We start from the raw sequence: 12,484 nt of genomic DNA, 5'->3' as shown, positions 1-12,484 counted from the left end.
TTAGCGAGAGCTGCAAGCTCGCGGGTATAGTTTAGTGGTAGAACCTCAGCCTTCCAAGCTGATGATGCGGGTTCGATTCCCGCTACCCGCTCCAAGTTTGCAGATCCTGCAAAGTGTTGCGCTCTTGTAGCTCAGTTGGTAGAGCACACCCTTGGTAAGGGTGAGGTCAGCGGTTCAAATCCGCTCAAGAGCTCCATATAACAAGGCAGATATGAAAATATCTGCCTTTGTTTTAATGGTCGCGGTCGCTACTGGTTTTTTTGCTGGGTGGTCGTGCGGATAGCTCTGGTTTGAAGTCGGGGCTGTCGAGTAAATTGTTGTAATGTCTTTTTTGGGCCGGCATAATGGTCGGCCTGATTTTGTTTTAGGTCAGTAGCTCAATTGGCAGAGCGACGGTCTCCAAAACCGTAGGTTGGGGGTTCGATTCCCTCCTGACCTGCCAGATTCACCTGGTGTGTCTGGCTTTCTTTTCACAGGATCTTCATAGATGACTCCTAAAGCTGAAGCTCAAGGCTCTCGCTTCGATCTGCTCAAGTGGCTAGTAGTAGTCGCTTTGGTGGTTGTTGGCGTTGTTGGTAATCAGTATTATTCTGCTTCGCCGATCCTGTACCGCGTGCTTGCATTGCTTGTCATTGCTGCTGTAGCTGCCTTTGTAGGTCTGCAGACAGTCAAGGGCAAGTCTTTCTTTGTACTGGTTAAGGAAGCTCGCACCGAGATTCGTAAAGTCGTATGGCCAACTCGCCAAGAAACCACGCAGACCACGCTGATTGTTGTGGCTGTCGTTCTGGTTATGGCGTTGCTGTTGTGGGGGCTTGATTCCCTGCTCGGCTGGCTTGTTTCCTTGATTGTCGGCTAAGGGTGTCCCGTGGCTAAGCGTTGGTACGTTGTGCATGCTTACTCCGGTTACGAGAAGCATGTCATGCGCTCGTTGGTAGAGCGCGTAAAGCTGGCTGGCATGGAAGATGGCTTTGGCGAAATTCTGGTTCCCACTGAAGAAGTGGTTGAAATGCGTAATGGCCAGAAACGCAAAAGCGAGCGCAAGTTCTTCCCAGGTTACGTGCTGGTTCAGATGGACATGAATGAGGGTACTTGGCACTTGGTCAAGGATACTCCTCGGGTGATGGGTTTCATTGGCGGTACCGCTGATAAGCCTGCGCCGATCACAGATAAAGAAGCAGAAGCAATTCTGCGTCGCGTTGCTGATGGTAGCGACAAGCCGAAGCCGAAGACGTTGTTCGAGCCGGGCGAGTCTGTACGTGTCAATGACGGACCGTTTGCCGATTTTACCGGTACGGTTGAAGAAGTTAACTACGAAAAGAGCCGGATCCAAGTGGCAGTGCTCATTTTCGGTCGCTCTACTCCGGTAGAGCTCGAGTTCAGTCAGGTCGAAAAGGTCTAGCTGAGCAAGCATCCCAACCCCGCAGCCCTAGGCTGTGGGGTTTTGTCGTCACTGGGATAAACGCGCAAGTAACCGGGGAGCCTTTCGAGGCGTTCGAACCCGTAATTGGAGTGCCTCATGGCCAAGAAGATTACCGCTTACATCAAGCTGCAAGTGAAGGCCGCTCAGGCTAACCCAAGCCCACCTGTTGGTCCTGCTCTGGGTCAGCACGGCGTGAACATCATGGAATTCTGCAAGGCCTTCAACGCCCGTACTCAGGGTATTGAGCCAGGTCTGCCGACTCCAGTGATCATCACTGTCTACAGCGACCGTAGCTTCACTTTCGAAACCAAATCCACCCCTGCTTCGGTTCTGCTGAAGAAGGCGGCCGGTCTGACTAGCGGTTCCGCTCGTCCGAACACCGTTAAGGTTGGCACCGTGACTCGTGCTCAGCTGGAAGATATCGCGAAAGTTAAAAACGCGGATCTGACTGCAGCTGATATGGAAGCAGCCGTGCGTACCATCGCCGGTTCTGCTCGTAGCATGGGCCTTAACGTGGAGGGTGTGTAATGGCTAAGTTGACCAAGCGTCAAAAGGCTATCGCCAGCAAAATCGAAGCAGGCAAGTCCTACAACTTTGTAGACGCTGCCTCTCTGCTGGCCGAGCTGTCGACTGTCAAGTTCAGCGAGTCGTTCGACGTTGCTGTGAACCTGGGCGTTGACCCGCGTAAATCTGACCAGGTCGTTCGTAGCGCTACTGTGCTGCCACACGGTACTGGTAAGACTGTTCGCGTTGCTGTGTTCACTCAGGGTCCAGCTGCTGAGGCCGCTCTGGCTGCCGGCGCTGACCGTGTAGGTATGGACGACCTGGCTGCCGAAATGAAAGGCGGCGACCTGAACTATGACGTAGTTATCGCATCCCCGGATGCAATGCGCGTTGTAGGTCAGTTGGGTCAGATCCTCGGTCCACGTGGCCTGATGCCTAACCCTAAAGTCGGCACCGTAACGCCAGACGTAGCTACCGCGGTTAAGAACGCCAAGGCTGGTCAGGTTCGTTATCGCACCGACAAAAACGGCATCATCCACACTTCCGTTGGCAAGATCGGCTTCGACGCCGTCAAGCTGAAGGAAAACGTTGAAGCCCTGATCGCTGATCTGAAGCGTATCAAGCCAGCTTCCTCGAAAGGCATTTACGTCAAGCGCGTTACCCTGAGCACCACCATGGGCCCAGGTCTGGTCATCGACCAAAGCTCGCTCGACGCGTAAGACACAGGTTGGCGTAAGCGATTGCGCCAATTGAAAGATTGGGGTCCCTGCCTGGCGGGGGCTATCCAAGACCGTAGGCGACGCAAGTCTTAAACCTCAAGCCTACGCAGATGGTGCTCCCGGTTCCTTACCGAATCAGACACCAAAACGACATCTGGCCTCGGTTGGATGAAACGGTAACAAGCAGGAGTTTTTCCCGTGGCAATTAAACTTGAAGACAAGAAGGCCATCGTCGCTGAAGTCAACAAGGCTGCCCAAGTTGCTCTGTCCGCTGTCGTGGCTGATGCCCGTGGCGTAACAGTAGGCGCTATGACCGGACTCCGTAAAGAGGCTCGTGAAGCTGGCGTTTACGTACGTGTTGTACGTAACACCCTGCTCAAGCGCGCCGTTGCTGGCACTCAATATGACGTGCTCAACGACGTGTTCACTGGCCCGACCTTGATTGCATTCTCCAAAGAACATCCGGGCGCTGCTGCTCGTATCTTCAAAGAGTTCGCAAAAGGTCAGGATAAGTTCGAGATCAAGGCAGCTGCGTTCGAGGGCAAGTTCCTCGCGGCTAATCAGATCGACGTACTGGCAAGCCTGCCGACCCGTGACGAAGCAATTTCTCAGCTGATGAGCGTGATTCAAGGCGCAACCAGCAAATTGGCTCGTACTCTGGCGGCTCTTCGCGACCAGAAAGAAGCTGCTGCAGCCTAAGGCTGAGCGTCTCCTTTCAGCGTTTATTGTTTATTTCGACGGCCGCGTAGGCTGTCACCCCAATACAGGAATTTATAGTCATGTCTCTGACTAACGACCAAATCATCGAAGCAATCGGCGAAAAATCCGTTCTGGAAATCGTTGAGCTGATCAAGGCCATGGAAGAGAAGTTCGGCGTTTCTGCTGCCGCTGCTTCCGCTGGTCCAGCTGCTGTTGCTGCCGTTGTTGAAGAACAAACTGAATTCAACGTCATGCTGACCGAAGCTGGCGAGAAGAAAGTTAACGTGATCAAGGCAGTACGTGAACTGACCGGTCTGGGCCTGAAAGAAGCCAAGGCTGTAGTTGACGGCGCTCCTGCCATGGTTCTGGAAGCTGTTTCGAAAGACGCCGCTGACAAAGCCAAAGCTACTCTGGAAGAAGCAGGCGCTAAAGTCGAGCTGAAGTAAGCATCGACTTTGCTCCTCCAGCCCGAGCGTTAAGCGAAAGGCTGATGGCTGGTGGCTCTTGCCACCGGCCTTTTTCCGTTATTGGCAGCCGACTGGGTCGGTGCTCGTAACGAGCTGTAACCACCCGATGCGGTGGCGCAAACCATGGGGTTTGCACGATTTTCTGGCTGCTCCCGTCGGGAGGGGCCAAACAAGCAGGTGACCAAGCTGGGGAACGCTGATGGCTTACTCATATACTGAGAAAAAACGTATCCGCAAGGACTTTAGCAAGTTGCCGGACGTCATGGATGTGCCGTACCTCCTGGCCATCCAGCTGGATTCGTATCGTGAATTCTTGCAAGCGGGAGCGACTAAAGATCAGTTCCGCGACGTGGGCCTGCATGCGGCCTTCAAATCCGTTTTCCCGATCATCAGCTACTCCGGCAATGCTGCGCTGGAGTACGTCGGTTATCGCCTGGGCGAACCGGCATTTGATGTCAAAGAATGCGTATTGCGCGGTGTAACTTACGCCGTACCTTTGCGGGTAAAAGTGCGCCTGATCATTTTCGACAAAGAATCGTCGAACAAAGCGATCAAGGACATCAAAGAGCAAGAAGTCTACATGGGTGAAATCCCCCTGATGACTGAGAACGGTACCTTCGTAATCAACGGTACCGAGCGTGTAATCGTTTCCCAGCTGCACCGTTCCCCGGGCGTGTTCTTCGACCACGACCGTGGCAAGACGCACAGCTCCGGCAAACTGCTGTACTCCGCGCGCATCATTCCTTACCGCGGTTCGTGGCTGGACTTCGAGTTCGACCCGAAAGACTGCGTGTTCGTGCGTATCGACCGTCGTCGCAAGCTGCCTGCATCGGTACTGCTGCGCGCGCTCGGCTATACCACTGAAGAAGTGCTCGACGCGTTCTACACCACCAACGTTTTCCACCTGAGCGGCGAAACCCTCAGTCTGGAACTGATTGCTTCGCGTCTGCGTGGTGAAATCGCTGTTCTTGATATTCAGGACGAGAAGGGCAAGGTCATCGTTGAGGCTGGTCGCCGTATTACTGCGCGCCACATCAATCAGATCGAAAAAGCCGGTCTCAAGACTCTGGAAGTGCCTCTGGACTACGTCCTGGGTCGCACTACCGCCAAGGCCATCGTGCATCCGGCAACCGGCGAAATCCTGGCAGAGTGCAACACCGAGCTGAACACCGAGATCCTGGCAAAAATTGCCAAGGCCCAGGTTGTTCGTATCGAAACTCTGTACACCAACGATATCGACTGCGGTCCGTTCGTCTCCGACACCTTGAAGATCGACTCCACCAGCAACCAATTGGAAGCGCTGGTCGAGATCTATCGCATGATGCGTCCTGGCGAGCCGCCAACCAAAGACGCTGCCGAGACGCTGTTCAACAACCTGTTCTTCAGCCCTGAGCGCTATGACCTGTCTGCGGTCGGCCGGATGAAGTTCAACCGTCGTATCGGTCGTACCGAGATCGAAGGTTCGGGCGTGTTGTGCAAAGAAGACATCGTCGCGGTATTGAAGACTCTGGTCGACATCCGTAACGGTAAAGGCATCGTCGATGACATCGACCACCTGGGTAACCGTCGTGTTCGCTGCGTAGGCGAAATGGCCGAGAACCAGTTCCGCGTTGGCCTGGTACGTGTTGAGCGTGCGGTCAAAGAGCGTCTGTCGATGGCTGAAAGCGAAGGCCTGATGCCGCAAGACCTGATCAACGCCAAGCCAGTGGCTGCGGCGGTGAAAGAGTTCTTCGGTTCCAGCCAGCTGTCCCAGTTCATGGACCAGAACAACCCGCTGTCCGAGATCACCCACAAGCGTCGTGTTTCTGCACTCGGCCCTGGCGGTCTGACTCGTGAGCGTGCTGGCTTTGAAGTTCGTGACGTACACCCGACTCACTACGGTCGTGTATGCCCGATTGAAACGCCAGAAGGTCCGAACATCGGTCTGATCAACTCCCTGGCCGCTTATGCGCGCACCAACCAGTACGGCTTCCTGGAGAGCCCGTACCGTGTGGTGAAAGACGCTCTGGTCACCGACGAGATCGTATTCCTGTCCGCCATCGAAGAAGCTGATCACGTGATCGCTCAGGCTTCGGCCACGATGAACGACAAGAAAGTCCTGATCGACGAGCTGGTAGCTGTTCGTCACTTGAACGAGTTCACCGTCAAGGCGCCGGAAGACGTCACCTTGATGGACGTATCGCCGAAGCAGGTAGTTTCGGTTGCAGCGTCGCTGATCCCGTTCCTCGAGCACGACGACGCCAACCGTGCGTTGATGGGTTCGAACATGCAGCGTCAAGCTGTACCAACCCTGCGCGCTGACAAGCCGCTGGTCGGTACCGGCATGGAGCGTAACGTAGCCCGTGACTCCGGCGTTTGCGTCGTGGCTCGTCGTGGCGGTGTTATCGATTCCGTCGACGCCAGCCGTATCGTGGTTCGTGTTGCTGATGATGAAGTTGAAACCGGCGAAGCTGGTGTCGACATCTACAACCTGACCAAATACACCCGCTCCAACCAGAACACCTGCATCAACCAGCGTCCGCTGGTGCGTAAAGGTGATCGGGTTCAGCGTAGCGACATCATGGCCGACGGTCCGTCCACCGATATGGGTGAGCTGGCTCTGGGTCAAAACATGCGCATCGCGTTCATGGCATGGAACGGCTTCAACTTCGAAGACTCCATCTGCCTGTCCGAGCGTGTTGTTCAGGAAGACCGCTTCACCACGATCCACATCCAGGAACTGACCTGTGTGGCGCGTGACACCAAGCTTGGGCCAGAGGAAATCACTGCAGACATCCCGAACGTGGGTGAAGCTGCACTGAACAAGCTGGACGAAGCCGGTATCGTTTACGTAGGTGCTGAAGTAGGCGCAGGCGACATCCTGGTTGGTAAGGTCACTCCGAAAGGCGAGACCCAGCTGACTCCGGAAGAAAAACTGCTGCGTGCCATCTTCGGTGAAAAAGCCAGCGACGTTAAAGACACCTCTCTGCGCGTGCCTACCGGCACCAAAGGTACTGTCATCGACGTACAGGTCTTCACTCGCGACGGCGTTGAGCGTGATGCTCGTGCACTGTCGATCGAGAAGACTCAACTCGACGAGATCCGCAAGGACCTGAACGAAGAGTTCCGTATCGTTGAAGGCGCGACTTTCGAACGTCTGCGCTCCGCTCTGGTCGGCCACAAAGCCGAAGGCGGCGCTGGTCTGAAGAAAGGTCAGGACATCACCGACGAAGTACTCGACGGTCTTGAGCATGGTCAGTGGTTCAAACTGCGCATGGCTGAAGATGCTCTGAACGAGCAGCTCGAGAAGGCCCAGGCCTATATCGTTGATCGCCGCCGTCTGCTGGACGACAAGTTCGAAGACAAGAAGCGCAAACTGCAGCAGGGCGATGACCTGGCTCCAGGCGTGCTGAAAATCGTCAAGGTTTACCTGGCAATCCGTCGCCGAATCCAGCCGGGCGACAAGATGGCCGGTCGTCACGGTAACAAAGGTGTGGTCTCCGTGATCATGCCGGTTGAAGACATGCCGCACGATGCCAATGGCACCCCGGTCGACGTCGTCCTCAACCCGTTGGGCGTACCTTCGCGTATGAACGTTGGTCAGATCCTTGAAACCCACCTCGGCCTCGCGGCCAAAGGTCTGGGCGAGAAGATCAACCGGATGATCGAAGAGCAACGCAAAGTCGCTGAACTTCGTAAATTCCTCGACGAGATCTACAACCAGATCGGCGGTCGTAACGAAGATCTGGATAGCTTCTCCGACCAGGAAATCCTGGATCTGGCGAAGAACCTGCGTGGCGGCGTTCCAATGGCCACTCCAGTGTTCGACGGCGCCAAGGAAAGCGAAATCAAGGCCATGCTGAAACTGGCTGACCTGCCAGAAAGCGGCCAGATGCAGCTGACCGACGGCCGTACCGGCAACAAGTTCGAGCGCCCGGTTACTGTTGGCTACATGTACATGCTGAAGCTGAACCACTTGGTAGACGACAAGATGCACGCTCGTTCTACCGGTTCGTACAGCCTGGTTACCCAGCAGCCGCTGGGTGGTAAGGCACAGTTCGGTGGTCAGCGTTTCGGGGAGATGGAGGTCTGGGCACTGGAAGCATACGGTGCTGCTTACACTCTGCAAGAAATGCTCACAGTGAAGTCGGACGATGTGAACGGCCGTACCAAGATGTACAAAAACATCGTGGATGGCGATCACCGTATGGAGCCGGGCATGCCCGAGTCCTTCAACGTGTTGATCAAGGAAATTCGTTCCCTCGGCATCGATATCGATCTGGAAACCGAATAACACGTGACGCGAATCGAGAGCGGGGCAGGATTGCCCGCTCTCTGCTCCGCCAGGAGGAAAGGCCTTGAAAGACCTACTGAATTTGCTGAAAAACCAGGGTCAAGTCGAAGAGTTCGACGCCATCCGTATTGGATTGGCATCGCCTGAGATGATCCGTTCGTGGTCGTTCGGTGAAGTTAAAAAGCCGGAAACCATCAACTACCGTACGTTCAAACCTGAGCGTGACGGCCTGTTCTGCGCCAAGATCTTTGGCCCGGTAAAGGATTACGAGTGCCTGTGCGGTAAGTACAAGCGCTTGAAGCACCGTGGTGTGATCTGCGAGAAGTGCGGCGTTGAAGTCGCGCTGGCTAAAGTTCGTCGTGAGCGCATGGCGCACATCGAACTGGCCTCGCCAGTTGCCCACATCTGGTTCCTGAAATCGCTGCCGTCGCGTATCGGTTTGCTGATGGACATGACCCTGCGTGATATCGAACGCGTTCTCTACTTCGAGAGCTATGTCGTTATCGATCCAGGCATGACCACCCTTGAAAAGGGTCAGCTGCTGAACGACGAGCAGTACTTCGAAGCGCTGGAAGAGTTCGGCGACGATTTCGATGCCCGCATGGGTGCCGAAGCTGTCCGCGAACTGCTGCACGCTATCGATCTGGAGCACGAGATTGGCCGTCTGCGTGAAGAAATTCCGCAAACCAACTCCGAAACCAAAATCAAGAAGCTTTCCAAGCGTCTGAAGTTGATGGAGGCCTTCCAGGGTTCCGGCAACCTTCCAGAATGGATGGTGCTGACCGTTCTGCCGGTTCTGCCGCCGGATCTGCGTCCACTGGTCCCGCTGGATGGCGGTCGCTTCGCGACTTCCGACCTCAACGATCTGTATCGTCGAGTGATCAACCGTAACAACCGCTTGAAGCGTCTGCTCGATCTGTCCGCTCCGGACATCATCGTTCGCAACGAAAAGCGTATGTTGCAGGAAGCTGTCGATGCACTGCTCGACAACGGTCGTCGTGGCCGCGCTATCACCGGTTCCAACAAGCGTCCTCTGAAATCCCTGGCTGACATGATCAAGGGTAAGCAAGGTCGTTTCCGTCAGAACTTGCTCGGTAAGCGTGTTGACTACTCTGGCCGTTCGGTAATTACCGTAGGTCCGACCCTGCGTCTGCACCAGTGCGGTCTGCCGAAGAAAATGGCTCTCGAGCTGTTCAAACCGTTCATTTTCGGCAAGCTGGAAATGCGTGGTCTCGCGACCACCATCAAAGCCGCCAAGAAGATGGTCGAGCGCGAGCTGCCGGAAGTTTGGGACGTTCTCGCTGAAGTGATCCGTGAACACCCGGTTCTCCTCAACCGTGCACCGACCCTTCACCGTCTGGGTATCCAGGCGTTTGAACCGGTACTGATCGAAGGTAAGGCTATCCAGCTGCATCCTCTGGTCTGTGCTGCGTACAACGCCGACTTCGACGGCGACCAAATGGCCGTGCACGTACCGCTGACGCTGGAAGCCCAGCTGGAAGCGCGTGCGTTGATGATGTCGACCAACAACATTCTGTCGCCAGCCAACGGTGAGCCAATCATCGTTCCGTCGCAGGACGTTGTATTGGGTCTGTACTACATGACTCGTGAAGCGATCAACGCCAAGGGCGAAGGTCGTGTCTTCGCGGATCTGCAGGAAGTTGACCGTGTGTTCCGTGCCGGCGAAGCCGCACTGCACGCCAAGGTCAAAGTGCGGATCAACGAAACTGTCAACGATCGTGATGGTGGCAGCGTCAAGAACACCCGTATCGTCGACACCACTGTCGGCCGTGCGCTGTTGTTCCAGGTTGTTCCACCTGGTCTGTCGTACGACGTCGTCAACCAGCCGATGAAGAAAAAAGCGATCTCCAAGCTGATCAACCAATGCTATCGCGTGGTTGGTTTGAAAGAGACCGTGATCTTCGCTGACCAGTTGATGTACACCGGTTTTGCCTATTCGACCATTTCCGGCGTTTCCATCGGTGTTAACGACTTCGTTATCCCGGATGAAAAAGCCCGCATCATCGGTGCTGCCACCGACGAAGTGAAAGAGATCGAAAGTCAGTACGCCTCCGGCCTGGTAACCCAGGGCGAGAAGTACAACAAAGTGATCGACCTTTGGTCCAAGGCGAACGACGAAGTTTCCAAGGCGATGATGGCCAACCTCTCGAAAGAGAAAGTCATCGACCGTCATGGCGTCGAAGTCGACCAGGAATCTTTCAACTCGATGTACATGATGGCCGACTCGGGCGCACGGGGTTCTGCTGCGCAGATCCGTCAGCTCGCCGGTATGCGTGGCCTGATGGCCAAGCCGGACGGTTCCATCATCGAAACGCCGATTACTGCGAACTTCCGTGAAGGTTTGAGCGTACTTCAGTACTTCATCTCGACTCACGGTGCTCGTAAAGGTCTGGCGGATACCGCGTTGAAAACTGCGAACTCCGGTTACCTGACTCGTCGTCTGGTAGACGTGGCGCAGGATCTGGTTGTGACCGAGATCGATTGCGGCACCGAGCATGGCCTGGTAATGACTCCGCACATTGAAGGCGGTGACGTTGTTGAGCCGTTGGGTGAGCGCGTATTGGGCCGTGTCATCGCCCGTGACGTGTTCAAGCCAGGTACTGAAGAAGTTATCGTTCCTGCCGGCACGCTGGTAGACGAGAAGTGGGTCGAGTTCATCGAGCTGAACAGCATCGACGAAGTGATCGTGCGTTCGCCAATCAGCTGCGAAACCCGCTACGGTATTTGCGCCAAGTGCTACGGCCGTGACCTGGCTCGTGGTCACCAGGTGAACATTGGTGAAGCGGTCGGCGTTATCGCTGCCCAGTCCATCGGTGAGCCGGGTACCCAGCTGACCATGCGTACGTTCCACATCGGTGGTGCGGCAAGCCGGACCTCCGCAGCCGACAGCGTTCAGGTGAAGAATGGCGGTACCGTCCGTCTGCATAACCTGAAACACGTTGAGCGAGTGGATGGCTGCCTGGTGGCTGTATCCCGTTCCGGTGAGCTGGCAATCGCTGATGACTTCGGTCGTGAGCGCGAGCGCTACAAGCTGCCGTACGGTGCTGTGATTTCGGTTAAAGAAGGTGACAAGGTCGACGCTGGCGCAATCGTGGCCAAGTGGGATCCGCACACTCACCCAATCGTTACCGAAATGAAAGGTACCGTGACCTACGTGGGCATGGAAGAAGGCATCACGATCAAGCGTCAGACTGACGAATTGACCGGTATGACCAACATTGAAGTACTCGACGCCAAAGACCGTCCAGCTGCCGGTAAAGATATCCGTCCTGCTGTGAAGATGGTTGATGACAACGGTAAGGATCTCTTGCTGCCGGGTACCGACGTAATTGCTCAGTACTTCCTGCCTGCCAACGCCCTCGTCGGTGTTGCGGATGGTGCGAAAATCGCGATCGGTGATGTTATCGCTCGTATTCCGCAAGAGACTTCGAAGACCCGTGACATCACCGGTGGTCTGCCGCGTGTTGCCGACTTGTTCGAAGCCCGTCGTCCGAAAGAAGCCTCGATTCTGGCTGAAGTCAGCGGCACCATCGCGTTCGGTAAAGAGACCAAAGGCAAGCGCCGTCTGGTTATCACCCCGAACGACGGTAGCGATCCGTACGAAGAGCTGATTCCGAAGTGGCGTCACCTGAACGTCTTCGAAGGCGAACAGGTAAACCGCGGCGAAGTCATCTCCGACGGCCCGAGCGATCCACACGACATCCTGCGTCTGCTGGGTGTGAGTGCGCTGGCCAAGTACATCGTGAACGAAATCCAGGACGTTTACCGTCTGCAAGGCGTGAAGATCAACGACAAGCACATCGAGACCATTCTGCGTCAGATGCTGCGTAAAGTTGAAATCGCTGAATCCGGCGATTCCAGTTTCATCAAGGGCGACCAGATGGAATTGACTCACGTACTGGTAGAGAACGAACGTTTGGCTGGCGACGAGAAATTCGTTTCCAAGTTCACTCGCGTGCTGCTGGGTATCACCAAGGCGTCGTTGTCCACCGAATCGTTCATCTCGGCGGCTTCCTTCCAGGAAACCACTCGCGTACTGACCGAAGCGGCGGTAACCGGCAAGCGCGATTACTTGCGTGGCCTGAAAGAAAACGTGGTCGTGGGTCGTCTGATCCCGGCCGGTACCGGTCTGGCTTATCACAGCGAGCGTAAACGCCGTCGTGATGCTGACAAACCGTTGCGCGTAAGCGCCAGTGAAGTGGAAGCTGCACTGACCGAAGCGCTGAACTCTAGCGGTAACTGAGTTCTGCGATAAATGAGTGTAAGGCCCTGGTCGTTCCGTTCATCGAATCAAGACATTTTGTCGAGGTTGGATGAGCGGGAAGGTCGGGGCCTTGCCTTGACTGGGGGCAAGATCCTCTTTAGACTCTTGTACCCCTAA

General features: G+C 55.4%; 8 protein-coding genes and 3 tRNA genes. All 11 read left to right on the top strand.

Annotation, left to right across the window (positions count from 1 at the left end):
• Positions 1 to 20: 20 nt before the first annotated feature.
• The 11 genes from Q7W83_RS25380 to rpoC all read left to right on the top strand — a co-directional run bounded on the left by Q7W83_RS25380 (position 21) and on the right by rpoC (position 12,346).
• Positions 21 to 94 (top strand) — tRNA-Gly (locus Q7W83_RS25380).
• Positions 95 to 120: 26 nt separating this feature from the next.
• Positions 121 to 196 (top strand) — tRNA-Thr (locus Q7W83_RS25375).
• A 170-nt stretch (positions 197 to 366) separates the two neighbouring features.
• Positions 367 to 442: transfer RNA gene (locus Q7W83_RS25370), tRNA-Trp, on the top strand.
• Positions 443 to 487: 45 nt separating this feature from the next.
• On the top strand, positions 488 to 856 hold the full coding sequence (gene secE / locus Q7W83_RS25365; protein WP_007896620.1) for a preprotein translocase subunit SecE: 369 nt from the start codon (positions 488 to 490) through the stop codon (positions 854 to 856).
• 9 nt (positions 857 to 865) lie between these two features.
• Complete coding sequence (gene nusG, locus Q7W83_RS25360) at positions 866 to 1,399, top strand: transcription termination/antitermination protein NusG (RefSeq protein ID WP_007896622.1); 534 nt, start codon at positions 866 to 868, stop codon at positions 1,397 to 1,399.
• 117 nt (positions 1,400 to 1,516) lie between these two features.
• Positions 1,517 to 1,948, top strand: coding sequence for a 50S ribosomal protein L11 (rplK, locus tag Q7W83_RS25355; protein WP_017341076.1), 432 nt, complete (start codon positions 1,517 to 1,519; stop codon positions 1,946 to 1,948).
• Positions 1,948 to 2,643: a 50S ribosomal protein L1 gene (gene rplA, locus Q7W83_RS25350; RefSeq protein WP_150638506.1), complete on the top strand. Its 696-nt coding sequence runs from the start codon at positions 1,948 to 1,950 to the stop codon at positions 2,641 to 2,643. Before rplK ends, rplA begins: the two co-directional genes overlap by 1 nt.
• A 198-nt stretch (positions 2,644 to 2,841) precedes the next feature.
• Positions 2,842 to 3,342 carry a 50S ribosomal protein L10 gene (gene rplJ / locus Q7W83_RS25345; protein WP_010467255.1) on the top strand — a complete coding sequence of 167 codons (501 nt, stop codon included), beginning with the start codon at positions 2,842 to 2,844 and terminating at the stop codon, positions 3,340 to 3,342.
• Positions 3,343 to 3,422: 80 nt separating this feature from the next.
• A complete protein-coding gene (rplL, locus tag Q7W83_RS25340; protein WP_008073881.1) occupies positions 3,423 to 3,788 on the top strand; it encodes a 50S ribosomal protein L7/L12 in 366 nt (121 codons plus the stop codon).
• Between the two features lie 220 nt (positions 3,789 to 4,008).
• On the top strand, positions 4,009 to 8,082 hold the full coding sequence (gene rpoB / locus Q7W83_RS25335) for a DNA-directed RNA polymerase subunit beta (RefSeq protein ID WP_010467260.1): 4,074 nt from the start codon (positions 4,009 to 4,011) through the stop codon (positions 8,080 to 8,082).
• Positions 8,083 to 8,146: 64 nt separating this feature from the next.
• A complete protein-coding gene (gene rpoC, locus Q7W83_RS25330; protein WP_017341073.1) occupies positions 8,147 to 12,346 on the top strand; it encodes a DNA-directed RNA polymerase subunit beta' in 4,200 nt (1,399 codons plus the stop codon).
• Positions 12,347 to 12,484 lie beyond the last annotated feature (138 nt).

The sequence above is a fragment of the Pseudomonas sp. 300 genome, assembly GCF_055803035.1.
The sequence above is the reverse complement of the archived record's forward strand: the minus strand, read 5'-3'. Positions and strand labels throughout refer to the sequence as shown.

Bases quoted from the DNA above. Each gene is read 5' to 3' on its own strand.
- secE (WP_007896620.1), top strand. From the start codon at position 488: ATGACTCCTAAAGCTGAAGCTCAAGGCTCTCGCTTCGATCTGCTCAAG.
- rpoB (WP_010467260.1), top strand. From the start codon at position 4,009: ATGGCTTACTCATATACTGAGAAAAAACGTATCCGCAAGGACTTTAGC.
- rplL (WP_008073881.1), top strand. From the start codon at position 3,423: ATGTCTCTGACTAACGACCAAATCATCGAAGCAATCGGCGAAAAATCC.
- rplK (WP_017341076.1), top strand. From the start codon at position 1,517: ATGGCCAAGAAGATTACCGCTTACATCAAGCTGCAAGTGAAGGCCGCT.
- rplA (WP_150638506.1), top strand. From the start codon at position 1,948: ATGGCTAAGTTGACCAAGCGTCAAAAGGCTATCGCCAGCAAAATCGAA.